At 50.6% G+C, this 26,926-nt stretch carries 18 protein-coding genes; 7 read left to right on the top strand and 11 right to left on the bottom strand.

Features of this window, described 5'->3' with window-relative positions; all coding sequences use genetic code 11:
- Position 1: 1 nt before the first annotated feature.
- Together Y71_RS23730 and Y71_RS23725 are read left to right on the top strand one after the other, a co-directional pair.
- Positions 2–6,313 carry a DEAD/DEAH box helicase gene (locus Y71_RS23730; RefSeq protein WP_007372944.1) on the top strand — a complete coding sequence of 2,104 codons (6,312 nt, stop codon included), beginning with the start codon at positions 2–4 and terminating at the stop codon, positions 6,311–6,313.
- Positions 6,314–6,454: 141 nt separating this feature from the next.
- On the top strand, positions 6,455–7,447 hold the full coding sequence (locus tag Y71_RS23725; protein WP_494337778.1) for a restriction endonuclease: 993 nt from the start codon (positions 6,455–6,457) through the stop codon (positions 7,445–7,447).
- 55 nt (positions 7,448–7,502) lie between these two features.
- Here Y71_RS23725 and Y71_RS23720 read toward each other — a convergent pair whose 3' ends face one another.
- The 4 genes from Y71_RS23720 to hsdR all read right to left on the bottom strand — a co-directional run bounded on the left by Y71_RS23720 (position 7,503) and on the right by hsdR (position 14,526).
- Positions 7,503–7,799, bottom strand: coding sequence for a SymE family type I addiction module toxin (locus Y71_RS23720; protein ID WP_007372946.1), 297 nt, complete (start codon positions 7,797–7,799; stop codon positions 7,503–7,505).
- Between the two features lie 243 nt (positions 7,800–8,042).
- Positions 8,043–9,359 (bottom strand): restriction endonuclease subunit S, encoded by a 1,317-nt coding sequence (locus tag Y71_RS23715; RefSeq protein ID WP_035943110.1) that lies wholly within the window; start codon positions 9,357–9,359, stop codon positions 8,043–8,045.
- Positions 9,350–10,945 (bottom strand): N-6 DNA methylase, encoded by a 1,596-nt coding sequence (locus Y71_RS23710; protein ID WP_007372949.1) that lies wholly within the window; start codon positions 10,943–10,945, stop codon positions 9,350–9,352. The genes Y71_RS23715 and Y71_RS23710 overlap by 10 nt, the downstream gene beginning before the upstream one ends.
- Positions 10,946–11,016: 71 nt before the next feature.
- Positions 11,017–14,526, bottom strand: coding sequence for a type I restriction-modification system endonuclease (gene hsdR, locus Y71_RS23705; protein WP_007372950.1), 3,510 nt, complete (start codon positions 14,524–14,526; stop codon positions 11,017–11,019).
- 661 nt (positions 14,527–15,187) lie between these two features.
- Between hsdR and zorA1 the strand changes: the two genes are divergently transcribed.
- The 4 genes from zorA1 to Y71_RS23685 are packed head-to-tail and all read left to right on the top strand — an operon-like array spanning position 15,188 to position 21,006.
- Positions 15,188–17,377 carry a type I Zorya anti-phage system protein ZorA1 gene (gene zorA1 / locus Y71_RS23700; protein ID WP_007372951.1) on the top strand — a complete coding sequence of 730 codons (2,190 nt, stop codon included), beginning with the start codon at positions 15,188–15,190 and terminating at the stop codon, positions 17,375–17,377.
- A 13-nt stretch (positions 17,378–17,390) separates the two neighbouring features.
- Positions 17,391–18,134, top strand: a complete 744-nt coding sequence (zorB1, locus tag Y71_RS23695) for a type I Zorya anti-phage system protein ZorB1 (protein WP_007372952.1) — start codon at positions 17,391–17,393, stop codon at positions 18,132–18,134.
- The gene (gene zorC / locus Y71_RS23690; RefSeq protein WP_007372953.1) at positions 18,131–19,834 is read left to right on the top strand and encodes a type I Zorya anti-phage system protein ZorC; all 1,704 of its coding nucleotides are present in this window, start codon (positions 18,131–18,133) and stop codon (positions 19,832–19,834) included. Before zorB1 ends, zorC begins: the two co-directional genes overlap by 4 nt.
- On the top strand, positions 19,834–21,006 hold the full coding sequence (locus Y71_RS23685) for a hypothetical protein (RefSeq protein WP_007372954.1): 1,173 nt from the start codon (positions 19,834–19,836) through the stop codon (positions 21,004–21,006). Before zorC ends, Y71_RS23685 begins: the two co-directional genes overlap by 1 nt.
- 1 nt (position 21,007) lies before the next feature.
- On the opposite strand, the gene Y71_RS23680 is transcribed toward Y71_RS23685, so the two are convergent.
- From Y71_RS23680 to Y71_RS23655, 6 genes are all read right to left on the bottom strand, one after another.
- Positions 21,008–22,155 (bottom strand): IS3 family transposase gene (locus Y71_RS23680; protein WP_085949497.1). Its coding sequence is split into 2 segments (ribosomal slippage): positions 21,008–21,918 and positions 21,918–22,155, totalling 1,149 coding nucleotides; the frame shifts between segments, so codons are not numbered across the junction.
- Between the two features lie 22 nt (positions 22,156–22,177).
- Positions 22,178–22,924, bottom strand: coding sequence for an HNH endonuclease (locus tag Y71_RS23675; RefSeq protein WP_050998936.1), 747 nt, complete (start codon positions 22,922–22,924; stop codon positions 22,178–22,180).
- A 170-nt stretch (positions 22,925–23,094) separates the two neighbouring features.
- Positions 23,095–23,526, bottom strand: a complete 432-nt coding sequence (locus Y71_RS23670) for a putative T6SS immunity periplasmic lipoprotein (RefSeq protein ID WP_035886674.1) — start codon at positions 23,524–23,526, stop codon at positions 23,095–23,097.
- Between the two features lie 2 nt (positions 23,527–23,528).
- Positions 23,529–24,053 (bottom strand): hypothetical protein, encoded by a 525-nt coding sequence (locus Y71_RS23665; RefSeq protein ID WP_035943116.1) that lies wholly within the window; start codon positions 24,051–24,053, stop codon positions 23,529–23,531.
- Between the two features lie 242 nt (positions 24,054–24,295).
- Positions 24,296–24,844: a flavodoxin family protein gene (locus Y71_RS23660; protein WP_007372957.1), complete on the bottom strand. Its 549-nt coding sequence runs from the start codon at positions 24,842–24,844 to the stop codon at positions 24,296–24,298.
- A 53-nt stretch (positions 24,845–24,897) separates the two neighbouring features.
- Positions 24,898–25,329 (bottom strand): DoxX family protein, encoded by a 432-nt coding sequence (locus Y71_RS23655; RefSeq protein WP_007372958.1) that lies wholly within the window; start codon positions 25,327–25,329, stop codon positions 24,898–24,900.
- Between the two features lie 166 nt (positions 25,330–25,495).
- Between Y71_RS23655 and Y71_RS23650 the strand changes: the two genes are divergently transcribed.
- Positions 25,496–25,894, top strand: coding sequence for a winged helix-turn-helix transcriptional regulator (locus Y71_RS23650; RefSeq protein ID WP_007372959.1), 399 nt, complete (start codon positions 25,496–25,498; stop codon positions 25,892–25,894).
- 19 nt (positions 25,895–25,913) lie between these two features.
- Here Y71_RS23650 and Y71_RS23645 read toward each other — a convergent pair whose 3' ends face one another.
- Entirely contained in the window at positions 25,914–26,924 is a 1,011-nt protein-coding gene (locus Y71_RS23645) for an alpha/beta hydrolase (RefSeq protein WP_007372960.1), read from the bottom strand.
- Between the last annotated feature and the right edge of the window lie 2 nt (positions 26,925–26,926).

Here is a 26,926-nt window from a genome sequence, read left to right as displayed (position 1 = left end):
AATGACTACACGCTATTTTTCGACACTCATTGAACAATCACTCTCTCGCTCAACGGAAGCGACACTCAGTATATTGAGTATTACCAATCCCCAGTTGCGTGAGCATCTTGCACAGCAAATGGCAGCAGAATGCGGTGCGGAAGGTTCATTTCTCGCATCGCCGGTTTTCGAGCAAACCTTTGGTTGGGAAGAGTCCGCTTTCACGATGCGCCAGCTGGCAACGGAAAAAACGTTGCTGAGTAAAGAAGTCGTCGCTTCTCTGGATAGCGAGGAAAATGGCCGCTATCGTTTTGGCGCAAGCTGGAAGCCTTTTACACATCAGTTGGCCAGCTGGAAAGCGTTGCTTGAGCAGAAGCATTCTATTGTGGTGACCAGTGGTACAGGCTCCGGTAAGACCGAGTGTTTTATGGTGCCGGTTCTGGAAGATCTCTACCGGGAACTACGTGGGAACGGTAATAAGCCGCTGGTGGGCGTGCGGGCGCTGTTCCTCTATCCATTGAACGCGCTGATTAATTCCCAGCGCGAACGCCTTGATGCCTGGACGCGCAGCTTCGGGACGGGAATTCGCTATTGCCTGTATAACGGCAACACCAAAGAGAAACATGCGGCCGTCAAAAGCGAGCAAGAGAAAAAGCCAAATGAAGTGCTTTCGCGTGAGAAGATGCGCGAAGAACCTGCACCTATTCTGGTTACCAATGGCACCATGCTGGAATACATGATGGTTCGCCAGGTTGATGCGCCCATTATTCAGCAATCTAAAGCGCAAAAATCATTACGCTGGATCGTGCTGGACGAAGCACACACCTATGTTGGTTCACAGGCTGCCGAACTGGCGTTGCAGTTGCGTCGCGTAATGAATGCCTTTGGTGTTACGCCGAGGGACGTCCGGTTTGTTGCAACATCGGCAACCATTGCCGGTAGCGATGCAGAAAAGCAGCTGAAAAAATTCTTGTCTGAGCTTTCTGGCGTGCCACTGGAACAGATTGATGTGCTGGGAGGCAAACGCATTGTGCCTGAACTTGAGGCTAGCCTGAATCGCGCTGTTTCTCTGGATGTGCTCGAAGCTATTCCTGATGCTGGCGAAAAAGAGGTTAGCCCGGAGCGCTATAGCGCATTAACTCACTCACCGGAAGCGCGTCACTTACGTGAAATGCTGGTTAGCCAGCGGGCAATGAAACTGGATGCGTTGACCGCGCGCCTTAATGAACTGACTAAACAACGCTATAGCCAGCAGGACACTTTACGCTGGATTGATCTCTGTTCCGGTACGCGTCCCAATGAACAGGATCCCGCTTTTCTCAAGGTCAGGGCGCATATTTTCCAGCGCAATACACAGGGGCTCTGGGCCTGTGCTGACAAACACTGTGCAGCGAAGCACGGCACGGCCCTGGAGAAGAACTGGCCATTTGGCTATGTCTATGTAAACCAACGGCAGAATTGCGCATGTGGCAGCCCGGTATTTGAACTGGCATTTTGTAATGAGTGTAATGAACCCCATCTGCTGGCCCGAGAAAAAAGGGGCAGGCTTGTCCAATGGGAAAATAAAGGTGGTGACGAGTTCTCTCTGCAGGACGATATACCGGAGGAGATTGAGCCGGTTGCTGAAAAAGTCGAAAAAGAGATTGTCATCAAGACTCCGCACATTATCGCGGCGGAACATAATGAAGCCGCTGGCTACACGCTTCAACGTCTTGATCGTCAAACGCACAGTATCGGTGTCGTGCACGATAACAGCATTTCTCTTGCCATAAACGACATCGATCAGGTCTGTAGCGCCCAGGGTTGCGGCTACCGGGGCGTAAAAGGAATATCACCTTTCCGACGTGCTATCCTGGGGAGCCCGTTTTATGTCACGCATATTGTTCCTACGGTGCTTGAGTACTGTCCGGATTTTGCCGGGAAAAATGAAAAAGGTGATGGTCAACAAACTCTACCGGGGCGCGGTAGACGCTTAATTACCTTTACCGATAGTCGCCAGGGCACTGCGCGAATGGCAGTGCGCATGCAGCAAGAAGCCGAACGTAACCGGCTGCGCGGCAGTGTGGTTGAAATCCTGTCGTGGTATCAGAAACAACAGTCGACAGGCGATGTTGTTGCTGCCGATATTGATCCGCAGAAATTCCGTGAACTGGCCGATAAAGCCCGCAAAGAAGCAAAAGAGTACCGTGATATGGGCATGCCGGGTGAGGCGGCAGAAGCGGAGGAAAAAGCGCTGCGTTTTGAACAGCGTCTGAAACAGGCATTGGGCGAAAAAGTAAGTGCGCCGTTGGTGTCACTCAGCTGGCGAGAGATGGTTGGCGAGTTACAAAAAACCTTTGATATCAAAGGTCCGATCCTGCGTTACAACAAATACCACAAACCGGAAATTTTTCGCGAGCATGATGGCCCGGTGAAATTATCGGAAATGCTGTTATTTCGCGAGTTTATGCGCCGTCCTAAACGTTCCAACAGCCTTGAAACCCAGGGACTGGTGAAGATCGGTTATCAGGGGCTTGATAAGGCGCAGATTGTTCCTGACCACTGGCAGGAAAAGGGGTTGTCACTCCAGGATTGGCAGGATTTCCTCAAAATATCCCTCGATTTTTATGTTCGCGAAGGCAGCTATATTCAGCTGGAAGATGACTGGCGGCAGTGGATTGGTAGCCGTTTTGCGCCGCGTTCCTTGCGCAGCCCTGAATCAGATGAGCATGACGAATATCAGATCAAGCGCTGGCCGCAGATTCGCCATGGCAATGTGTCGCAGCGGCTGATCAAGCTTTTGCTGCTGGGCGCCGGGCTGAATGTGAAGAGAACGGCTGATATCGATTTGGTGAATGCCTGGTTGAAAGCGGCCTGGAAGGCGCTTTCCGGGAATCTTGCTGTGTTACGTTCGGATGGTAACCGCTTTTACTTGCCGCGCGAGCATATGACTTTCTCGTTGGTGACAAAAGCGTATATTTGCCCGGTAACTAATAAATTACTGGACACGGCTTTCAAAGGCTTAACGCCTTACCTGCCGACGCATATCGATTTTGACAACCTGAGCGATACACAACGGCTGTCGTATCACGCGGAGCCGGTAATGTTGCCGGAGGTCTGGCATTTTGACCGTTCGCAGGATGATTACGATAACGGCATTAGCAAAATCAGACAGCAAAGTGCGGCAGACGATCTGGTGCAAAAGCTGCGCTCACAGAACTTGTGGACCAATATTAACGACCGGGCTATTGAAGGCGGCTTCTACTACCGCACCGCAGAACACTCGGCGCAGCAGTCTGCTGAACGCCTGGAAGAGTACGAAACGATGTTTAAAGAGGGCGGCATTAACGTTCTCAACTGCTCAACCACCATGGAAATGGGCGTAGATATTGGTGGTATCTCTGCCGTGGTGATGAATAACGTGCCGCCGCACCCCGCCAACTACTTACAGCGTGCCGGTCGCGCGGGCCGTAGTAAGGAATCGCGCGCCATCTCTTATACCCTGTGTAAGGGTAACCCACACGATCAGCAGGTATTTGCTAATACGCTCTGGCCGTTTGAGACGACGATCCCGGCGCCGATGGTGGCTATGAATTCTGAACGTCTGGTGCAGCGGCATGTTAATTCGCTGCTGCTCTCAGAATTCCTGTGTCACGTGATCGGGGAAACGGAAAAAGAGCGCACCAATCTCAACAGCCAGTGGTTCTTTGGCGAAGAGCATGAACAATCCATCTGTAATCGCTTTAAAGTCTGGCTGGAGCGTACTACCTTACCGGTCGATGGCGCACTGGAACAGTTAGTAAAAGGCACTGCGCTACACGGTGTCAGCCCCGACAATCTGCGCCGAAATACGCTCGGGTCCATTTCTTCCCTACAGAAACGCTGGCTTGATATTTTCCAGGATCTTTCGCGGCAGGAACGCGAGTCGCAGCCCGATACACCGTATCGTAAGCGCCTGGAGATGGAGAAAAAACGACACTGCGGCGAGTATCTGTTGCGTGATCTGGCGGCGAGAACATTCCTGCCTGGCTATGGCTTCCCTACCGATGTTGTCACCTTTGATAACTTCAACATGGAAGATTACATCCGTGAGAAAACATTCAGAAGCCGTGATAAGAGCGATCGTGAAGACAACGTCTCGCGCTATAAAGGGCTGCCTTCACGCAACCTGGGCGTGGCGATCCGTGAGTACGCGCCGGGTGCGGAAATTATTCTCGATGGCCGCGTGTTTCGCTCCGCCGGTGTCTCTCTGCATTGGCATAACCTGAACGCAGATACCAATGAACCTCAGCGGCTGGATGTTGCCTGGCGTTGCCATAAATGCGGGACGCTGGGGTATGGAGAGGGAATCAGCGGGCAGGGCGAACTGTTTTGTACCAATGCTGCCTGCGGCGAGCGGATTATTTCTGCAAACAAACGCCAGGTATTGCAACCAGCGGGCTTTGTGACCGATGCCTACTATCCGGTAACCAACAACATCGAAACGATGAAGTTCATCCCCGTGGTACCCGCGTGGGTGTTTGTACAGGCAGAACGTGTACCATTGCCGAATCCGCTAACCGGGTTTATGGCGTCCGGGCCTGATGGTCGTGTATTCCAGCAAAGTATGGGTGAAGGTGGACATGGTTATGCGCTGTGCATGATTTGTGGTCGCGCGGAGTCGATGATTAACGAAACTGATGCGCCAAAATCGATGGAAGCCCATTATCCGCCACGCCCGGGTAAGGGAGATCGTGATAGCCAGAACCATCGGTTGATCTGCCCGGGTTCCACAGCATTGAGAACCAAAGTGACACTGGGTGCCGTAGCGCAGACGGATGTGTTTGAGCTTATTCTCAGGCGTCCGCAGAGCGGCGAGTATATTCAGGATGGTTCCGACGAAGGTCGCAGCGTTGCAATGACGCTGGCCGTCGCTTTGCGTCGCGCACTGGCCGGTGTGCTGGGGGTTTCCGCCGCGGAGCTGGGTTATTCCATTCGCCCGGTGAAACTGGATAACGAACAGTCTGTACTGGCCATCCAGTTGTATGACGTGATTAGTGGCGGGGCCGGTTTTGCCTCCAGCGCGCCATTACATATTGATGCTCTGCTGAGAGGCATGGTGAAACAGCTCGGCTGTAGCCATTGCGATACAGCCTGCAGTGAGTGCCTGCTCGATTCGCAAACCCGTCACGATCACGATGCGCTGGATCGTAAAGCGGCGCTGGCCTGGTTGGGTGAGGATTTCACACACTATATTGGTTTGCCGGAAGAGGAAAAACTGTCGTTGGTAGATGCGCAATATTGCCCCGGCAGCATAGAAGATGCCATTCGGCGCGTGATCAATGAAGGTGCCACATCATTGACGGTGTGGCTCAACGAGCCGCTCAGTGAGTGGGATCTGTATGCCAGCGAGTTCCGCAGGGCGATCCTGCGTTACCGGTTGACCGATAATCTGGGTGTGACGCTGGTGATCCCGGCCGGTATTACTGATGCCGACGTGTTGGGCGAGCTTGCTCAGTTTGCCGCTACGGGCATACGAATTTGCTGCAACAAGGTAGCGTTGACGGTGCCTGTTATCGCTCAGTTGCTGCGTGGCGAGAGCGTTATAACGCTGGCAACGCGTGACATGCAATCGGCCATTCCTGGTTCTGACTGGCACCAAACGCAGGCCCTGGTTGTGCGTTCGCAGACATTTGCGCCGGTCGAGCTGGACGCGGTGGATCTGGCACGCTGGAGCGAACCGGCAGGCGAGCGGGTAAAAGATCTTTCCCTCTCTACTGAACTGAATGGCCCGATTGCGCAGTTTGGTCGCCGCTTCTGGGCCGAGCTGGAAAAAGCCAATGAAGAGACTGCTGCGCTGCTGAAAAACAATCAGATAACGCGTGTCTACTACACCGACCGCTATATTCAGAACCCGGCGGCGCTGGTGTTGCTGGGTTCGATTATGAATCAGTTGAAACCGCGTCTGAGCGGCCATGCGCAGGTCGCCATCAATACGCTGTTCAAAGCGAAAGAGAAACCGGGCTTCAAGGCGGCACACGACTGGGCAAACGAAGATGATTTTCAGGGATTTGCTGAGCAGTGGTTTACCACGCTGATGGGCAAGCCGGTTGATGTCACGCTGAATTACTCCAACCGGGATATTCCTCATCATCGTAAACTGCTGGTGGAGTTTGATAACGGCAAAGCGCTGAAGATCCGTTTCGATCAGGGAATGGGGTACTGGTTCATTCAGTTCCGCCCTGACAGTTATAACTTTATGGCTGAAGTAGAGGATCAGATCTTCAATATGGCGCGTTCGCTGGAACAAGCCCGGGTCAGCAATAAAGAAGAGCGCTGGCCAACGGATGTGCTGGTGGAAATTCAGCAGCAGTAAAACAGAGATGCCCCGCCGTAAGGCGGGGTTGTCTTAACGGCAAAATACCGTGCCGGATTCAGACAGGCCAGCAGAGCTGGTCTAGAAACCGGCGCAATTCCTTATATTGATCAGGGGACAGTTATGGATAACAAAATGTGGATGATACGCGGGGATGCGGGAAAGCTCTATGATGACTTTCGCGATAAACAAATCGTTGGTATCGGCTGGTCTCAGCTTGCACCGTTAGTTAAACCGGGTCTGTCGCGGGCGCAATTGACGGCGCTATATCAGGAGGTCGATCCGTTAAGTAAACCGGGTACGGTGCGCTCCGGGGCTTCGCAGATCTGGCGCTTTGTGAACGAAATTAAGAAAGGCGATTGGGTGATTACTTATTCTCCCGCTAACCGTACTTATTTGCTGGGCAAAATTACTTCTGATTTCCAGTATCACCCGGAATGGCAGGAAGAGGGGATGGGCATTGCCCGCCAGGTGAAATGGAACGCGCAAGAAATCGAGCGCGACCGGTTATCCACCGCCACCAAAAATACGCTGGGCTCAACTTTAACGGTGTTTATGCTGCCGGATAGTGCCGCTAAGGAATTGCTCGAAGACAAAAAGCCTGCCGCTGAAGTGCTGGCGCAGCAACCGCTTCTGGCCGAAGACGAAGAGGTGTTATCCGATCCCTTACGGGATATGGAAAGCCTGGCTTTTGAAGCGATTAAAGACCGGATTAATTCTCTGGACTGGGATGACATGCAAAACCTGGTGGCGGGTGTTTTACGCGGCATGAAATATAAAACCCAGGTCTCTCCGGCCGGAGCCGATCGCGGGAAGGATATTATTGCGTCGCCCGATGGTTTTGGTTTTGAAAACCCACGCATTATCGTCGAAGTAAAACATCGTCGCGAGCAGATGGGTAGCCAGCAGATCCGCAGCTTTATTGGCGGGCGGCATAAAGAGGATCGCGGGCTATATGTCAGCACCGGCGGGTTTACCAAAGAGGCGCGCTATGAAGCGGACCGCTCAACGATACCGCTGATGCTCTGGACGCTGGACGATCTGGTACGTGCGCTAATTGAAAATTACGAGAAGGTAGATATCGACACGAAACTGCTGGTACCGTTGAAAAAAATCTTCCGACCGGTAAACTAATTTTGTTGTGCACCCCGAAATTAATTGCTCCCGGCCAGAACCGGGAGCGCTGTTTTCAGGCTGTGATCGATTTACCCGCCGCTAACAGGGCTGCCAGCTCTAATGATGTTTTTATTTCCGGCTCTTTCGGCGGTTGCCGGGTGGTCAGCAAAATACAGCCCCGCATCACCTGTACATCGACTTTCGTACCCATAGTAAAACCCGCCGCCTCCAGCCATAACCCCTTCATAATCACTGCCGGGGTATAAACATTATCCCTGTGACGACCCGCATAACTCACGGTTAAATGACGGTACGTTACCGAACGGGCTTTTTCATTCTCACAAACTGCAATACAATCCACGTCAGTCATAATTACTATTCCTCGTAAATAGTGATTGTGATCAGCGGTGCGGGTGTGTTGCCGCACATCCCCACCGCGCTAAAAACACTGAAAAAATAACCATGGCAAAAATAAAAGTCCAGAAAAAAACAGACAATAATCAGCACTATTCGGAATAACAAGAAAAACGCGCCTGAAATATTTAAAATGCGTTTAAAAATACCTAAAAATAAAAACGCACGGCATTAACCGTGCGCAAAATAATAAAGAGAGTTATGCTTTTTTACGCGACGCCTTTTTACCCGTGCTTGCGGCACGTTCGGCTTTAATTTTTTCCAGCAGTGCAGCAGCGCTATTTTCCCCGGAGATCAGAGCCGGGTTTTCGGCCCGCCAATGGGCGGTAAGTTCACCGCGAAACGCTTTCGCGAGAATCGACTGAGTGAGGTTATTCACCCGGGCAAGCGCAGCGTTGACCTGCTTTTCAATGGTATCGGCGTAGGCGAACAGCTGTTCCACACGGCGAACGATCTCGTGTTGTTCGGGGAGTGGGGGGAGACTTATTGGCATTTTTTTCATTGAACCAACATTAAAATGCTGTTGTGCTATCCCAACCTGATTATCTGATACATTTTTTTTTGCTATACCCGAGTTCATAAAAATACATCCGAACTCAGAACTTAATTTTTCTGAAGGCCGGGCAATAACTAAGTCGGAACAGTTTGCTACCGTTAAATAATCAGGTATAACACAAGTTGTTCCTGGCGCTCCAGATCTTACAATAGCTAAATCACCTGGATTTAGACGAGACTTGAAAATTTCCTGATGAAAACTATCAGATATATACAATAAATTTTTATCGGAAAATTTAAACTCACGTACGTTTTGCGAACGTAAGAACGGAATACCTTCATCTTTATATCGGTCAAGCATTTTGCCGACATAACCAACAGTAATCTCAGAACAAATTTTGTCGAATACCGTATGTTCCCATTGGGAGAATTGAACATCATTTTCGTTTCGCCATTCTTCGGTCAGTTTTCCACTAACTGCAACCGTTAACACCGCCTGACGAAAACGTTTCAGGATTTTCGGGATTTGCTCAAGACGTGCTTTGGTGCTGTCTACCTGCGCCAGCAACGTATCGAGTTTTTCAGCGATGATTTTTTGTTCGGCAAGAGATGGTAGCGGAACTCGAACATTTTCCAGTCCTTGCCTGGTGATTTGTGGTTGGGCTGAGCCGGAAATCGTATCGTTCAATCCCCTTGCAAGAAGTGCGTATTTTAAAAATTTCACGCCTAAAGATGCCGGTTGATTGTCCAGTGCCATTGCGTTTCCATTTATATATGAGAATGGTTCTGATATATGAAGGTTTCCGCAAGTGGCACCACGGCAGGTTATCATTAGAGTAGGATTTTTGTGTGTATATTCCGTGTAAAATCCTATTTTCCCATTCGCGCCATAAACGACGTAACCACTATCAACTAATTCTTTTGTTGAAATAGTTTTCCATTGTTTAGGTGAAACTAACTCAGTCAGGAAAGGCGACAACCATACCTCAGGTAAAGTACCGGTAATATTTCCTAAAGACATTCTTTCACCTCACCAAATGCTTCATTCAGCAACTGACGCTGTGCATCGGCTTCATCGCCTGCGTCCAGCTCGCGCATCAGGGCATCCAGCTCGCCCAGCGCCTGCACCAGTTCGGTCATCGCCTCTGCCGCTAATACATCCGGCTCCGGCAGGCTGTCGGCATCGATACTGTCTTTATCTTTCAGCCAGGAGATATCCAACGAGTCCGACTTGGCAGTGCGGATCCACTCGCGGCTGAACTTGCGCCAGCGGCTGGTGGCCAGATGCTGATCGGTATTTTTGTTCTCTTCGCTGTCAGCGATTTCGCTCTCTTCGGCATTAAAACTCCACTCACCTTCGGTGCGCGGGCTGAGGCCGTGCGGATCGTCCCCGAAAACCTGCTCAAACGGCTGCAGATGCTGATCGCCAAACGGTGTGCGCTTACCAAAGCCCGGCATATTGGTCCGCAAATCGTACACCCAGACGTCGTCGGTGCAGTTCTTGTCCTGGTTCGGATTTGCCTTCGTGCCTTTGGTAAAGAACAGCACGTTGGTTTTTACGCCCTGGGCATAAAAGATACCGGTCGGAAGACGCAGAATGGTGTGCAGACGGCACTTGTCCATCAGGTCACGGCGGATCTCGGTGCCTTTACCGCCTTCAAACAATACGTTATCCGGCACCACCACTGCTGCGCGGCCGCCCGGATGCAGGGTTTCAATAATGTGCTGCATAAAGCAGAGCTGTTTGTTGCTGGTCGGGTGAACAAAGGTACGGGTGATATTGGTGCCCGCCGCGCTGCCAAACGGCGGGTTGGTTGCCACGATATGCGCCGGCGGCAGGTTTTCCCCGTCACTGCCCAGCGTGTTACCGAGGCGAATTGCGCCGCCGTGATCGAGGTTGCCTTCAATGTCGTGCAGCAGGCAGTTCATCAGCGCCAGCCGACGGGTGCCGGGCACCAGTTCAAGGCCGACAAAGGCTTTGCGGATCTGAAAATCCTGGGTGTCGGTATCGAGATCTTCCAGATCGTTGGTCTGCGATTTAACGTAGCGATCCGCTTCGATTAAAAAACCTGCGGTACCGGCTGCCGGATCCTGCACCACTTCGCGCGGCTGCGGTTTTAACAGATGAATAATGGTCTTGATCAGCGGGCGCGGCGTGAAGTACTGGCCCGCGCCGGATTTGGTTTCGTTGGCGTTCTTTTGCAACAGCCCTTCGTACATATCGCCAAAGTCGTCGCGGGATTTGCCCTTGCTGCCGTTATACCAGTCCAGCGCATCCATATAGCTCACCAGTTCGGTCAGCTGCTTCGGTTGCTCAATGGTGGTACTGACGTTGTGGAAAATCGCCTGTACAAGGTTTTTCTCATCCTGGCCTAATTCCACCAGCAGTTTACGGTAGAACTGCAATTGCTCCTGGCCGATACGCGCTTTCAAATCGTCCCAGCGGTAGCCAGCAGGCAGATACTCGGCTTCCTGGCCGGTCTCTTTACACATTTTCAGAAACAGCAGTGAAGCCAGTTCGTTAACATAGTTCTGATAGGAAACGCCGCCGTCACGCAGGTTGTCACAGAGTTTCCAGAGTTTAGCGACCAGATCGTTATTGTTCATCACAGGTTCCGTGTAAAAGCAGCGGCCCTGAACGGGCCGCAGAAGAAGAAATTGCCGGGGATTCTAACGCGTCAGGCGGGTTCGTCCCAGATGTAATCACTGAATTTCGCCAGCACGCCGTCGAGGTCGTCCTCAAACACGCGCTGCGACACGGCTTTGCCGCCGAAGCGGTGGAGGTTGCCAGTTTTGAAGGAATCGTCGTCGAGCACCACTTTATCTTTCAGCGCGGTAGCTAAGCGATCCAGCCACTTCAGCTGTTCGCTGCTCCAGTCGTTTTCGCCTTTGATGCGCGCCAGGGCATGATCAACACGCAGATCAAACGGCTTCAGCGCATCGCCCACTGCGGCACGGCGAATATGGCCGATCAGCCGGGCGGCGATATCCTCGTTACGCGTCTCTTTCCACGCGCTGCGCAGGGAGGACTCTTCGAAATACTGGCTGTCAAACCACTCCTGCAACTCCACCAGCCCTTTGCGGGTGAGATCGCGCGGGCGGGCAATCACCGCCTGCAACGCGGGCTGCGCATTGGGAGAACGCTTAACCAGATCATCAAAGGCTTCGAGGAAATCTTCCGCATTATGGTAAGCGCCGTAAACCGGCTCGACGTTGATCACCTCATCCGGAATATCAAGGAAGATCGGGCGCTCGCGCAGTTCGTTGATGTCGAGTTTGAGTTTCTCCAGACGCGCAATCAGGGTGGGGAGTTTATTGAACACCTCGGCACTCCAGTGCGGGCCTTTTTCACGCAGATGCGAAGCCAGCTTGTTAAAGCTGACGCCTGCGGCATCCAGACATAATTCATCCAGACGACGTACCTGCTTATCGATGCCGGCGCTGCGGTCGCGGTTATAAGTTGCCAGGCCAATGATCCGTTGCAGCTTGGCGACGAGCTGTTCGTGGCTGTGCTCGGCAAAGCTGCGGCCATCGGCTTCGGTCACTTTATAGGTTTCCGAGTCGGTAATTTCGTTCACCAGCGTTTGCAATTCTACGCTTGGGCGCATCACCACCGGGCGCATGGTATCGACGCTTTCCAGCGTGCTGTAGATATCGACGCAGTCGAAAATTTTAAAGCGGATCTTATCTACTGCCGGGCATAAACGGGTGGCGCGGCCTTTCATCTGCTCGTAGAGAATGCGGCTTCTCACCTTGCGCAGAAAGACGATATTGCAGATTGACGGGATATCGACACCGGTAGTCAGCAAATCAACCGTCACCACAATGTTCGGTAGCCGCTCCTTATTAAAACGGGTGATCAGGGTCTGCACTTTCTTCGCATCTTTATCGGAGTCACCGGTGATCTTGATGATTGCGTCATGCTCCAGCTGCGGATATTTCTTTTTGAAGGCGGTGCGCAGCTCATTGACGACCATATCGGCATGCTCGTTGGTGACGCAGAATACCAGCGTTTTTTGCTTGCCGGTCGGATCGAGGTGTTTGGTTAACTCTTCGCAGACGGCGGTATTGAAACCGGGGATCAACAGCGTACGGTTGAAATCTGCGACTTCAAAATCCTGATCGTCAGCCAGCGTGTCGTTGATCATCTCACCCTGTGGCGTCACGCGAATGATCTCTTCACCCTTCGACAGATAAACACCGTCTTGCGCATTGCGGGTGGTGATCTTGATGGGTGGATCCTGGTCGATCAGATACCCGTCGATCACCGCCGTGCGGTAGGTGTAGCGGTAAACCGGCTCGCCGAAGATATCTACCGTATGGCGTGCTGGCGTGGCGGTCAGGGCGATTTTCACCGCGTCAAAATGATCGAGGATGCGGCGGTAAGCCGACACATACTCCAGCTGGCTGCGGAACTGTAGCTCGCCCTCGGTCTGCTCTTTATCGAGGATATAGCCACGGTGCGCTTCGTCGACCACAATGCAGTCGTAGCGTGCCACCGGCATTGCCTCATCGGATTGCAGCGTGCGTTTAACCAGCGACTGGACGGTCGCAACGTGAATTTTGGTGCTGTCTTCCGGGAATTTATCCGTCAGCCCTTTGATGTCGAAAATGCTGTTAAAAGTATCACCGTTGATGCGCGTGTCTTCAAAGGCGCCCAGCGCCTGTTCACCCAGCGAGCGGCGATCCACAAGGAACAGTACGCGCTTAAAGCGCTGGGACTGGATCAGGCGGAACATCATGGCAATGGCGGTACGCGTTTTCCCGGTGCCGGTGGCCATGGCCAGCAGGATCTCTTGCTGCCCATTGACTATGGTGTTTTCAACGGCGCGAACGGCATCTTCCTGGTAGTAGCGCAGCCCCAGCTCGCTCATATTTGGGTTATCTGCAAACCACTGGTTTTGCCTTTGCGGATCGCTGCCCAGCATGGCGATCAGTTCTTCCGGGCGATGCCACTCCGGTAGCGCTTTCGACATGTTGCTGGTATGGCGGACATCGCGATACCAGATGCCGCTGCGGGTTTTCAGCGTTGCGCGGTATTCGCGGCCATTGGTGGAGTAGCAAAAAGGAATTTTATAGCGTTGGCTGCCGCTGGTATCCGCCCAACTGACTTCATATTCCGGTACCGCTTCCCGCACTTCATCTGCAGGATACTGCTCCAGTAAAATGTTACGCAGCAGGGCATTATCGAAACGTTTGCTGTAGCGATACGCCTCATTCAGTTTACTGAAGACATCGGTGTTGATGCGCTTGGCTTCCACTACCGCGATGGGTTTCATGCCAACGAATAATACGTAGTCGGCAAAACCCTGTTTTCCCGTTTCATCGGTACCGGTGGGCCATTCGGCGATTGCTTTGTTGACACCCGGTTCCGGCCGCGCGCCTTTGGAAAAGCGCAGCATTTTGCTGTCTGCTTCCCAGCCCGCTTTACGCAACTGGGCATCGATCAAAAAGCGGCTCTCTTCTTCGCTCAAATCCAGCGTGCGTTTGATGGCCTGATCGGTGATCTCTTTGTGGTAGGCCTTGCGCTCTTGCTCGGTCTGTTTCGCCAGCTCGGCATTTTTTTCTGCCAGTTGTGCTTCGAGGGCTGCGACGCGAGCCTGAGATTGGGCTTCAGTTTCCTGCTGCTTACTTTCGAGGATGGCGATATAGCCGTTGAGTGCCACCAGCTTTTGCTGCTGGGCCTCTAATTCGGCCTGGTTGTGTGCTTTTTCTTGCGCCTGTTGTTCCAACTGCTGTTTTAACGTCAGCACTTCCTGATGATAGAGATCGCTACTCTGTTCCGGTAACACAAAAACCGGAACCGGGAAGTCATAATCTTTGGTGACCAGACGGTAATACCAGACTGCGAGACGAAAACCGAGGCGCAGACACATCTGCGCATCATCAAGATCGTTGTGATACTCGTGGACGGCCTGATTGCCAATGCGGCGCAATTTATGAAATACCGACAGGATGTTGTCATCAACAAAAGCTATTTTGCCTAATTCACGCAGCAGGTCATGCTGGTTTTCGCATTGGGAAATATCCAGTAGCAGCCCTAAATGCTTCGCCGTCGCTTCACCGAACATGCGCATTTTTACCAGCGTGGTGTTGGGATCGTTCGGATAATTGTTTTCCGCTGCACAGGCGATAGCGTAAATAAAGTCGTTAACGCCTTTCAGGAAATCAAAGTTAGATTTGTTCATGTGCCTTCCGCGTTAAGGCCAGCCCCTGGAGCTACTGACGTGTTACGTTAATCGGTAAGAAAAAGCGACCTAATCATGTTACCTCCCGCAGCCAATGCGATCAATCAACGGAAGATGCGATAACTTACTCTTTCATATGAATTAAATAGTAAGGAGCCGCGGTTATGAGTGTTCTGGTTTGTATTATCGGCAGCAGGAATGACAGGACGTGTCAGTTGCGTTGTGTTTGTTCAGACTTACCATAATTTTCAGAAGTAAGGCATTATTTATGGCGCGATAATTTCATTGGTTTACCATAAATAAACTAATTATTTATAAAGGTTACGTATTGCTATGCGACTATATACTATATATTTTTAAGGCCGAACCTGTATCCATTAGATTTTTTTAATTATTCATGAAAAAGATATTGGCTGGCCATTTGCTACTTGTTATCCCTGTGCAGCAGGTTATGATTTGTGAGAACAATCTGATTGCCTCAAGGATTAGGTGGTCTGGCGCTGTGGGGCACAGGATTATGGACGTTTACTCCTTTTGCTTGCGTCATCTCTCTTCAGAATTCGAATACTGCATATCAGTTTATTGTTGCGCTATAACCCCTTGTTATTAGCGCCTGTGGTAGCTATCAGAAAAAATAACTGTTGTTGACTCGGGATGAAAAATGGAATGGCTTAACTCGTTTTTAACTATATTGACTTCCGTGCAACCTGAAAAGGTTCCGCTGGTCGTTATTATTGTCGTTGCTATTGCGCTGGCATTTTTTGCTGCTTTGTATGTTTATCGGGCAATTAAAATTGTCAATAAACTGAAGAAGCAGTCAGGGATCATTTCAGACTGGAAGAATGAGACAACGGCAGTAAAACTACAGAAGCTGAGCGAGTTATTTACCGGGACGCCACTGGCCCACTCCTGGAGTGAGTTTGCAGAGTCACTCCATCAACAAAAAACGCTTGTCGATGGCGAACTGAAATTAAAAGATGTTCGGGCAACGGCTCCCGCAGCGGCATTTTTCACCGAGCAGCAATTAATCGATATTCCGCTTAACACTGAGTTTTTTAAACATCTTCCCGGGATTCTGACAGGGGTCGGCATTATCGGTACGTTTTATGGGCTGATGATTGGTTTAAATCATTTCGACCCCAGTACGCCCGAGCAAGTTACCAGCAGCGTGGCTTCTCTCCTGCGGGATGTGCTTTATGCTTTTTTAGGGTCGTTTACCGCCATCGCAGCGTCCATCTTCGTAACGTGGCTGGAAAAGCTGTCGATAGCGAAGTGTTATAAATATCTTGAACAGTTTACTGCCGCTGTTGATCAGCTATTTGAAACCGGTGTGGGTGAGGAATACCTTGCCGAACTGGTGAAATCGAGCAACGAAAGTGCTACCCAGGCTAAGCAGCTTAAAGACAGCCTGGTGACCGATCTCCGCGATATGCTACAGAATCTGGTGGCAAGCCAGGTCGCTGAAAATGAAAAGTTAGCGCACACCTTATCTTCCACTTATCGCGATACCGGCCAGCAGTTTGCCGAGCAGGTGAGTGGAGCCATCGAAAATAGCCTGAAATCCCCGTTAGATAAAATTGCTGGTGCGGTACAGACCGCCAGCGGCGATCAGTCGGGTCAGGTACAGAATATGTTGCAGGATGTCCTGACGGCATTTATGTCCAAACTCGACAATACCTTCGGCAAGCAGTTCGAAAATATGCACCAGATGATGGGGCAATCTGTGGGGGCCATTGAGGCAATGCAATCAGGTTTTGCCGGTTTGTTGCAGGATATGCGTAACGCCAGCGAGGATACTCGTCAGGGCAGTGCTGAGCTGATGTCACAGTTGCTCAGTGAGATGAAATCCGGACAGGTCGCGATGCAAGCCGGGATGAATGATATGCTGGCCAGCCTGCAATCGTCCGTCGCCAAAATTGGTGCCGAAGGTGAAGGCGCAGGTGAGCGGATGGCACAGCAGCTGGAAAAAATGTTTGCCGATAGCGAAGCGCGTGAAAAAGCGATGGCTGAACAGATGAAAGCGTTTATCGACTCTATCCAGCAAACGTCCCAGCAAGGCCAAAGTGAAACCATGAAGCAAATGGCGGCGTCCGTTGAGGCGCTGGGCGAGAAACTGGGGTCGCTGTTTACGCAACTTGAACAGGGACAACAGCAACTGGCCAGTCATCAACAGGATACTCAGACATCTCTCCATCAGGAAACGCAGCAGATCATTGCTGGTTTCGACGAGCAGGTCCGCTTGCTGCTGAATGCATTGAATGAACAGCAGGGGGCGACGGAAAGCACGCTACGCAGACTGGCAGAGCAGACTTCCGCCCATTTACAGGATATGCACACCGGTGCTGACAAAATGCGCCTGGCTGCCGAACGTTTTGAAACGGCAGGAGACAAAGTTAAAGAAGCAAATCTTCTTACCGCTGATGTACTTACTAAAGCGCAAGGTGCAGGCAATACGTTGAGCCAGGCCAGCCAGGAGCTGAGTTCCGTGGTGGCGGATTATCGTAATAACCGCGAAGCGGTGGCGAAATCCATTACGCTGCTGGAAGGTGTCATTGCCAATGCGCAATCTGAGCTGGAAGCGCGTAGCCAATTCCTCAAAGAGCTGAAACAGCACAATGAAGGATTGCATGACTATAATCGCGAAGCAAAAGAGTTCCTCGAAAACGCAGGACAAGTGCTGGCTAATGGGTTCAACCAATTCTCAGACAGCATGAAAACAAGCCTCGACGCCACGTTAGGGGCGCTGGACGCGAATTTAGACAGCGCGGTTAAACGTCTGGGAAGCGGTATTGACGAGCTTAGTGAAAGTATTGAAAACCTTGAAGAAGTGCTTTCTAAAGTGCCGGCGTAAAGGGGGCTGAATCATGTTCGGTCAAACATTTCGTATTAAGCCCCGGCGTTCGGATGAGGCAGAGAAACCCTTCTGGATTTCCTATGCGGACCTGATGACGGCCATGATGGTGCTGTTTCTGGTCGTTATGGTGGCTTCATTAAGCTCAGTAACACAACGGATCCAGCGGGTAGAACAAGGTGAGAAACTGCGTGGACAAGATATTACCCGTCTGTGTGAGCGTTTAGAGCTGCACGCCCGCAATCTCAATAAAACCATTGTCGTTGATTGCCGTGATAACCGCATCAGTTTTGGAGAAGCGGGCCGCTTCGACCACAATCGCTTTTTCCTGAATGCTGACGGACAGAAAGCGCTACAGGATGTTGTGCCGCTGGTGCTGGAAGCGGCAAACAGCGAGGAAGGGCAAAAATGGTTTAAACAGATTGTCATTGAAGGTTTTACCGATACCGACGGTTCCTATCTGTATAACCTGCATCTTTCGTTGCAGCGCTCAGAATGGGTAATGTGTAGCCTGCTCGACAGCCGTAGCCGCCTGCAACAGCAGATAACGCCCTTGCAGCAGGAGCAGATCCGTAAGCTCTTCCTTGCGGGCGGTGTTTCGTTTAACAACGCTAAAGAGAGTAAAGAGGCCAGCCGTCGCGTTGAATTGCGCATGCAGTTCTTTGGTCTGAAAGATGAACATGATAAGGCGGCAGTTGATGTGGGTAGCGTTACCGTACCTACAACCGAAAAATGTCAGTTGGAGATGCCGTTATGATCTCCGCGTTATCTCGCTTATCGTCAGATATTGCTGCCACCGTTAAACGGCATATTGACACGGAAGCGGCTGCTTTTGGCGATTTCCCTAAGCTCAGGGCTGCAGAGCAATATCTGTCCGTCAAAATGGAGAAAAGCGAGCGCACGACAGTCCCTCCGCTGACAAAACGACTTAAAGCGATCACTGCGCTTCGCCAGTTGAAAGTGCTAACGAGGTACGACTGGCAACTGATATTTGCGGGCCTGGCTGATAGCGATCCCGATGCGGCATTTCCGGTTCTGCTGGAGGATGATTCGCTTTATAACCGGGTTGAACAAGAGATTCAGCAGCGTATTGATAGCAAAAAACTCAAACGGCGCGAATGGAAGTTTTTATGTAGCAGTTATTTTGGCTATCACGCGAAAAAGCCCGACGAGAATAACAATTGGTGTTCGTTACGCGATCAACTTCGTATTGGTTATGGCGTGATTAAGGGTCAGGTGCGTCGAGAAAAACGCTGGATGGCGGTAATAGATGAATATCAGGATCTGTTCACGCCAGATGCCGGGAACTTATTGGCAAATAAAATGAGTGCTGGCGAGCTGGTCGATTTTTCAGCGCTGGAGACCGTGGCTCAGGTTCCCGATAATAGCTGGCTTTGGTACCGGGCCTTTGTTGTTCTGCTGGCAAAGATCTTAGAGCTGGATGATGACGCATTTAAAGAACATCTGCCCAACCTGCTGGAACTCGCTCGCCAGCGCGAAAGGTATAAAAATCTCATCTTACGTGCGTGTTTAATGCAGTATTACCGCTCTTCTTTCAGAAATACTCCGCATCCACAGCTTAAGCAAATGGCACTGGAAAACTGGGGAAGCCCGCAATTACACAGTAAACAAAACCTCTGGCTTACTCATTTGAAAGATCCTGATACCAGCGAGAAAATTTGCGGCATGGTACGCAGCTGGCTGGCGAAAGAGGATTTAACGCATTTCTTCCAGTTGCTGAAGGGGAAAGATGATGTGGATCAGGCCCGTTTGTTCTATTGGTTACGGTTTGCCAATCAGATGGGATTCACACGGATAGTAATAGGGCAGGATGCCCGTCAGAATATGCATTCCGATTTTGTTGCATTCAGGCAAAAAAATAAGGGACGGTTAAGCACTCTGTCTGGAGGAAATAGTGCAGATAATGCCGTAATTATGCAGATCGGTAATTATCTTTTTGTTGAGTTTTCTCGTACAGGCAATGCGTTATATGTTTATGAGTTGTCTTCTGCACCGTTTAACCCGGAAAAAAGCGACCTGCATTTAAATTATGAATTAAAAGCGGGAGCGATAAAGCATCGTCATGCACCAACAGCTTATGGCTATAGCGATAATCATCTCACCGGATGGATGGTTAACTATGAGGATGAGCTTCGCCGATTAGGTATCCGATACCAGCCTTCGGATATAGTTGTATCGCCATCGCCATCGCCATCGCCATCGCCAATATCGACAAACATGGTAAATCCGCCGCCCGCTGATGCAATGCAAGGCTCCCGTGAGCAAGCGATTCGCAGCTTGCTTAAACAGCTCGATGCCACTGTGAGTGACAAACGTAATATTGGCGGTGCCCTGCATGTTCGGCTTTCCTCACGTAATGCAGAAGTCGTTGAAAAGCTTGTCCGCTTAGGTTTTAAACAAAAAAATGGCGATCCACTGACCTTCTGGAGTAAATAATGCTCAACCGTCTGCTCAGCAAATTCAAAGGTAACAATATATCTTCAGAAAAACGGGTAAGTCATCGTTATCAGGTTGAAGAGTCAGGGCTATCGTTTTTGTTTAAGCTTGCTGATGAAGATGCATTGTGGCCTTTGGTCGCCTATATGGAGCAGCTTGCAGAAGAAGAATATGTTGTTGAGTTATCCGATCGCTGGTTGCTCACCTGGGATGAACTGTATCGTCTGGCAACAGATGAGGATCATCAAACCAGCCTGTCATTACTGGGGATCCCTGAGATTAAGCCGCTGAAGGTTTGTCTCGCAGGCAGCGGAAGCCTGAGCGATGCTGATTTTAACATTTATATCCGTGACTGGAAGGAAAGCGCGACTGGCCGATCTGTTCAGATCGAAAGAACAGGAGCGATATTTCGCAACTCTGAGGGGCAATTTTTACAGACCCACGAGAACTGGCTGCTCCTCTCTGCTTTGCAGCAATTTCGTGATGAGCAGCAGCACAGAGCGGGAGAAAATACCAATCAGCTTGGCTGGGCGAAAATACGGCGCTTAACAAAAAAGGCGCAGGCAGAATTAGATAACTATCTGGCGAAGACGATTGTGGTTAAGCCCGAATCGTTAAGACTCAAGCTACGCAAAGCAACCATTCACAACACACCGGTCATCGAAATTGAACCTTCTTTCGATGATCAACCAACGCAATGGCTCAATAGTTTCGATAACAGTAAGTTAGTTCAGGATCAATACCGTGTTCTGGGTGATGATGGATCCCTCAGCCATGTGATCATTTCCCCGGAAGTGAAAGAAGTCCTCTCTTCTGTGCATTCAATTACTGGCAGGCGTATAGCGGGTGATGATGCCGTCTCTTTTATTCGCAATCCCTACACCTTCATTGGTGAGGATGCAGCCAGTGTTATCCCGCCTGAACAACATGAAGAAGCGTTGCAGGATGCGCATATTTTTTTCCACCGTTTCTCTGTTACACCTGTGCTTGATGATGAAGCAAAAAGAATCTCATCCGTATCTCTTGTCTTAGAACCTATTGCCGCCAGGCCGCAACCCGCTATCACTTTTTCTCTGACCAAACCCTATGAGTTTGAAGAATTTATTCAGGAACTGGCAGTTAAACTGGCGTCGGGCCTGCCTGCGGGAATATGGCTGAATCGCCACGGATAATCTAGACACTTCCGAGCCGTTGATAATACTGGTTTTCATATTCTGTCGGTGACATCTGTTCGCTAGAACCATGCCGACGCTTACTGTTATAAAACATTTCGATGTAATCAAAAATATCACTGCGGGCTTCTTCCCGCGTTCCGTAGATCTTTTTCTTTATCCGTTCACGTTTCAACAACTGGAAAAAACTTTCTGCAACCGCATTATCATGGCAGTTACCGCGACGGCTCATGCTACCCTCCAGGCCGTGTGATTTCAGGAACGACTGCCACTCATGGCTTGTGTACTGACTGCCCTGATCCGAATGAACCAGCACCTGTTTTTCGGGATTACGCCGCCATACAGCCATCAGCAGTGCGTTCAGGACAATGTCCTTTGTCATCCGGGATTGCATGGACCAGCCGATAATTTTGCGTGAGAACAGATCAACAACAACGGCAAGATACAGCCAGCCTTCGTGGGTCCTGATGTAGGTTATGTCCGTTACCCAACGCTCATCAGGAGCATCCGGATTGAACTGTCGCTGGAGCCTGTTGGGTGACACGATACTGGCCTCGCCTTTACGTGCCCGCGGGCTTCGGTATCCGACCTGAGCCTTTATTCCGACACGTTTCATCAGTCTCCAGACTCTGTTTACTCCGCACTGTTGCCCGCTGTCACGCAGATCCAGATGGATTTTGCGATAACCATAGACGCATCCCGACTCCAGCCAGAACTGTTTAATCTGTCCTGTCAGTCTCAGGTCTGCCTGATGGCGTTGTGAATGCGGCTGCTGAAGCCAGGCGTAAAAACCACTGGGATGAACATCCAGCACCCGACAGAGCAGGCGAACAGGCCAGCAACAGGAGTTGTCACGGATAAAGGCGTACCTCAGTCGGACAGCTTTGCGAAGTACGCCGCGGCTTTTTTTAATATGTCCCGTTCGTCGGTAACCCGTTTCAGCTCTTTCTGGAGACGGCGGATCTCGGCCTGAGCATCTGACTGTTCTTTATTAGTGGAAGAATCCGGACCGTACTTCTTTATCCAGGCATAAAGGCTGTGGGTGGTGATATCGAGACGTGTTGCAACGCTGGCAACAGAATAACCGCGATCAACAACCTGTTTGACTGCTTCAGTTTTAAACTCTTCGGGATAACGCTTACCGCTCATGGGCACCTCTCTTTAAGCCATCTTAAATGACTCTGAGGTGTCTGTTAAACCCGTGGCGATTCAGTAATTGTAATTGTTCTATCACTTCAGCATTTAGTTCATCACTGACTAAGAGTCGCCCATTATCTTCAAACGACATCCAACCTTGATCGAAAAGTACATCAATATGCGCTGCCAGCATTATTCCGTTAAAGTGATCGAGACGTTCTGTTCCTGTGTTACATGCTGACCAGGGTTTTATGTGGCTGGCCCTTAACACCGGTTGAAAGGAGATTCCAGTAATGGGGCAGGCAGGGTAATGGGCTAAACAGCCCTTTCTGAAGTCTCCCTGACCCAGCCGAGCGGCAACCAATCTCTCTCTTGTCGTTTCGTCGAGACCTTTATCTTTACGGATAAGTTGCACATCTTGTTGTGTTTGTTCAAAGGAGTCTGCCATTATCCATGACAAAACACGTTGTTCCGCCATAGGTTCTGCAAGCGCATTCATTCTTTCCATAACACGTTGAGAAGCGACGGGCAGTTCCCTCGGAGTGCCATCAGGGTTACGCCAGCCTCTGCGAGGGTTTGTCATCCATGAGTCAAATCGATCACGACAGTTTTTAAGACTATTGTAAAATTCCTCTGATGATTTGCCCGCACCAAATCTCGGATAGAAGAGGGCGTAGGCTTCATTCCATTGCCCGACACCAAATATCGTCGGCGGATCTTCCAACCCATATTTCGACATATACCAGGCAACTTCCAGGAGCCCTTCTTCTGGCGTGCTCATGTTGTTCCTCACAATTCGGTGTCATCATGCAGTATCGTGGCATGAAAACATTTGCTGCGGGAATAACTTAAGTGTAAATGTCATTATAATTGATGTGACGACAATGTTTTCAGAAGGCTTACTCTATCAGCTCAGAGCCTGCCGGATAGCGGCAAGCTCTGTAACCATCGCTATTGATACGGTCTGACACCTTCATTACTCTGGAGCGGGAGATTACGTACGCCGGTTTTAGATACTTCAATCGCGGCTACGACACTTCTCAAAGGCATATTCTCCTGACCGGATTTCAGGACGTAGCGGATAACAAATTGGCCCTGCTCAGGAAAAGTATACAGCGCAGGGGGAATACACAATTGGCCATCCTCTACTTTCAAATCGGGATTACCGCCACGCCACATTTTTTCTGCTGGTTTATTGCGTTGACCAATTGTCAGTATGGTTGGCTGATATTCACCCGCGTCAGGCACCAGAAAACAGAGATTATTTCCTGATTTTTGTACTGTGGTTATTTCATCGGCTTGTAATCTGTCGCCCTGACCTGGGCATCCTGTCAATGTAAATAAACATGGAAGTAAGAATAAAAACAAGATTATGTTTTTCATTATCAGCACCATGGAAAATTTTGCAGTGTTTTTTGGTATTGGGCTCTTATGACACTTTCAGTAGTATCACCATCCAGGGTGATATCTCCTCGTTCTCTGAGTGTGCACCATGCTATATAATCGTAAGTATTTAGAATGTACCAATCGGTAATAATCTGTGCCTGCTGCTCCATTGGATATCGTCTTAAAGGACGGCCATTAAGCGCATAGCGATAGCTAACCAGGCTGCTTATCAGCCCATTCAGACGTACGTTCATTCCTCTGCCTCGCTGCCAGACATGGCACATCTCATGAATAAATATATGACGATGAGGGAGGTCTGACTGCGAAAAATCATGGGTATACCATGCCCGGAAATAGAGTTCTCCATTTGGAGCCATGCCCGCATTATCTGGCTGAAGTCCGAATGGAAAGTAACTGTCGTGGTGGACCCAAACTTTGTGATATTCAATTGCGTCGCCGAATACGGCTCGGGCCATTCGCACTTCGCCTGGTGTGAGTAAGCGTAGCGTCCCTTCCTTTTCCATGAAAAAAATGCTCCATTTTCTAAAAGACGAGCTATTAAAATAGAACGGCTTATCTTTAATTTCCATCTGTTTTGAATTTGGGGTGAATACTGTAACGAAAAATCAAATTTCATCGATGCTAAGCTGGATGTGTAATGCATATTCACGAAGAGGGAATGAGATTTTTCCGGAAGGTGTCGAGAGATTTGTCGCTCTGAAGTCCGAAATAAAAAGCCGGGTTTCCCCGGCCTTGATATACAAAATTAATTAAAACGGCTCGCTACATCGGCCACGCGCTGGCCGAATTTCACTGCGGTATCGAGGTCGCCGGAGGCGATTTTATCGGCGCCTGCATCAGACGGCGATTGCACCAGCAGGCCGACAGAACCGCCGAGGTTGTTGATGTCTTCGCGGGTTGCAGCAAGCGTGTTCGCTGGCAGCAGGCCCAGGCTCACCCAGATGCCGCCATGCTGTGATGCCAGCGTTTGCAGGTATTGCAGCGAAACCTGTTTGTCACCGTTCAGGCTGGCGCTGTTGCTGAAACCGGCAAATATTTTGTCCTGCCAGGCGCGGGTAAACCAGGCTTTAGAGCTGGCATCAGCGAATTTCTTAAACTGCCATGGCACGCCGCCCATATACGTTGGGGCACCAAAAATAATGGCTTTGGCGTCGTTCAGTAATTGCCAGTCGCTTTCCTGAATATCACCGTTATTATCCACAGCGATCAGCGTTGCATTTGCCCCTTCGGCGACTTTCTCGGCAACCGCTTTAGTGTGCCCGTAACCAGAATAATAGATCACAACAATAGACATATTTTTCCCCTATCTAAGAGAGATAACGTACAAATGAGTTTGCACGACCGTCATTATTTTTCTTTTCCGGCAAACAGGGTGTATTTCCCTGCACCCAGAAACATAATGCTTAATCCGCCGAGGAAATAGAGGGCTTCACTTTCCAGACCCCATGCGCCGACGTTGGTCAGGGTAAAGAATTTCCCCATGCCGACCAGTAAGGTGGCAACCAGAATATTAAATGCGTAAATAAATGCCGCCTGGCGCGTGAACAGGCCAATAATAATCAGTACCGGCGTAATAATTTCGCCAACAAATACACCGTAAGCGATAAAGCCCGGTAAACCCTGCGCGACCAGCATGTCGGAAATCCAGCCTACACCATGCTGCACTTTGGCTACGCCGTGAAACAGCATCAGCACGCCAAATGTCAGGCGCAGCAATAGCTTGCCAAACTCCGGGTGCGTGGTAAGACTGAGAAATGCGTTGTTCAGCCGACTAATCATCCTTTATTCCTTTCTATTCCGCAGGAGAACTTTTGCCATTTCTGGCACCTTAGTATCAAATAGAAACTTAGGCTTTGAGTTATACACATCCCGCTTCGGTTGCGGAAGAAGGCACCCAAAGGGCACTACGTTTCCTCAAGGAAACCTACTACGAGAATTTGTCGTTATGATTAAGCCGTCCATTCCTTACGATATTTATGATAACCGCTGCCCGACGCGCGATATGCTGGCAAGGCTGGCGGACAAATGGGCCTTGCTGGTGCTGGCGCGTCTGGAAAATGGGCCCATGCGTTTTAATGGCCTGAAACGGGATATCCGCCTGATCACGCAAAAGGTCTTAACCCAGACGCTGCGCAAGCTGGAGCGCGATGGCATCATCGCCCGTGAAGTGTTTTATACCGTGCCGGTGGCGGTGGAGTACAGCCTGACGCCGCTGGGGCGTACGCTGACGGAAACCGTCTCGGTGCTGGCGCACTGGGTGGAAAACAATATGGATGCAGTGCTTGCGGCGCAGGCTGCGTATGACGAGGCGAATTTGCTCAAAATGAAAGAACCCACCGCATAGGGTGGGTTCCGGGAAGTGCTTATTTCAGGTGGACACGCAGTTCATTGGCAGCCTGGGAAAGCGCGGTGCGAACGGTTGGCTCTTCGCTCAGGGCATTCAGCAGACCGTAGTCGTGGATCATGCCGTTATAGCGGGTAACGGTAACCGGCACGCCCGCGGCATCCAGTTTGCGGCCAAAGGCTTCACCTTCATCACGCAGCACGTCCAGCTCGGCGGTCTGGATAAGCGTAGGCGGCAAGCCTTTCAGTTGCTCGCTGCTTGCTTCCAGCGGTGAAGCCAGAATGTTGCGGCGATCGCTCTCTTTGGTGGTGTAGTTATCCCAGAACCATTTCATCATGTTTTTGCTCAGGAAATAACCATTCGAGAACTGGTTATAGGAACCGGTATCAAAGCGCGCATCGGTGACCGGCCAGAACATCACCTGGTAGCGAATCGCCGGTGCATGGTGCTCTTTGGCCTGAAGTGCCACAGCAGCCACCATATTACCGCCGACGCTGTTACCCGCCAGCGCCAGACGAGAACCATCCACGCCAATTTCTTTGCCATGTTCGGCGACCCAACGCGTGGCTTCATACGCCTGATTAATGGCGACCGGGAAGTGCGCTTCCGGTGACGGCGTGTAATTCACGAACACGGCGGCAGCGCCGGATTCGTTCACCAGATCGCGGACAAAACGTTCATGGGTTGGATAATCGCCCAGCACCCAACCGCCGCCGTGGAAGAACATAAACACCGGCAGCGTACCGGTTGCGCCCTGCGGTTTGACGATGGTCAGCGTCAACGGTTTACCGTTTACGGTGATGGTTTTTTCTGTCACATCCGCTGCGGGCAGTTTGGCGCCTTTCTGCGCGCCGATCAGCACCTGGCGAGCATCCGGTACAGAGAGTTGTTCGATAGGTTTGCCGCCGCTGCTGTTCAGTACAGAAAGGAATTTCGCTACACCGGCAGTCGGCGCGGGCGCATCGGCGGCCCAGGCAGTAGATACGCTGGCGGCGGTTAAACTCATGGCAATCAGTAATGAACGGGACATCT

The sequence above is a fragment of the Kosakonia radicincitans DSM 16656 genome (genome assembly GCF_000280495.2).
Classification (GTDB): domain Bacteria; phylum Pseudomonadota; class Gammaproteobacteria; order Enterobacterales; family Enterobacteriaceae; genus Kosakonia; species Kosakonia radicincitans.
Note: the sequence above shows the minus strand (reverse complement) of the source record. Positions and strands in the feature narration are given on the sequence as shown.

Bases quoted from the DNA above. Each gene is read 5' to 3' on its own strand.
- Y71_RS23730 (WP_007372944.1), top strand. From the start codon at position 2: ATGACTACACGCTATTTTTCGACACTCATTGAACAATCACTCTCTCGC.
- Y71_RS23725 (WP_494337778.1), top strand. From the start codon at position 6,455: ATGATACGCGGGGATGCGGGAAAGCTCTATGATGACTTTCGCGATAAA.
- Y71_RS23720 (WP_007372946.1), bottom strand. From the start codon at position 7,799: ATGACTGACGTGGATTGTATTGCAGTTTGTGAGAATGAAAAAGCCCGT.
- Y71_RS23715 (WP_035943110.1), bottom strand. From the start codon at position 9,359: ATGTCTTTAGGAAATATTACCGGTACTTTACCTGAGGTATGGTTGTCG.
- Y71_RS23710 (WP_007372949.1), bottom strand. From the start codon at position 10,945: ATGAACAATAACGATCTGGTCGCTAAACTCTGGAAACTCTGTGACAAC.
- hsdR (WP_007372950.1), bottom strand. From the start codon at position 14,526: ATGAACAAATCTAACTTTGATTTCCTGAAAGGCGTTAACGACTTTATT.
- zorA1 (WP_007372951.1), top strand. From the start codon at position 15,188: ATGGAATGGCTTAACTCGTTTTTAACTATATTGACTTCCGTGCAACCT.
- zorB1 (WP_007372952.1), top strand. From the start codon at position 17,391: ATGTTCGGTCAAACATTTCGTATTAAGCCCCGGCGTTCGGATGAGGCA.
- zorC (WP_007372953.1), top strand. From the start codon at position 18,131: ATGATCTCCGCGTTATCTCGCTTATCGTCAGATATTGCTGCCACCGTT.
- Y71_RS23685 (WP_007372954.1), top strand. From the start codon at position 19,834: ATGCTCAACCGTCTGCTCAGCAAATTCAAAGGTAACAATATATCTTCA.
- Y71_RS23675 (WP_050998936.1), bottom strand. From the start codon at position 22,924: ATGAGCACGCCAGAAGAAGGGCTCCTGGAAGTTGCCTGGTATATGTCG.
- Y71_RS23670 (WP_035886674.1), bottom strand. From the start codon at position 23,526: ATGAAAAACATAATCTTGTTTTTATTCTTACTTCCATGTTTATTTACA.
- Y71_RS23665 (WP_035943116.1), bottom strand. From the start codon at position 24,053: ATGGAAAAGGAAGGGACGCTACGCTTACTCACACCAGGCGAAGTGCGA.
- Y71_RS23660 (WP_007372957.1), bottom strand. From the start codon at position 24,844: ATGTCTATTGTTGTGATCTATTATTCTGGTTACGGGCACACTAAAGCG.
- Y71_RS23655 (WP_007372958.1), bottom strand. From the start codon at position 25,329: ATGATTAGTCGGCTGAACAACGCATTTCTCAGTCTTACCACGCACCCG.
- Y71_RS23650 (WP_007372959.1), top strand. From the start codon at position 25,496: ATGATTAAGCCGTCCATTCCTTACGATATTTATGATAACCGCTGCCCG.
- Y71_RS23645 (WP_007372960.1), bottom strand. From the start codon at position 26,924: ATGTCCCGTTCATTACTGATTGCCATGAGTTTAACCGCCGCCAGCGTA.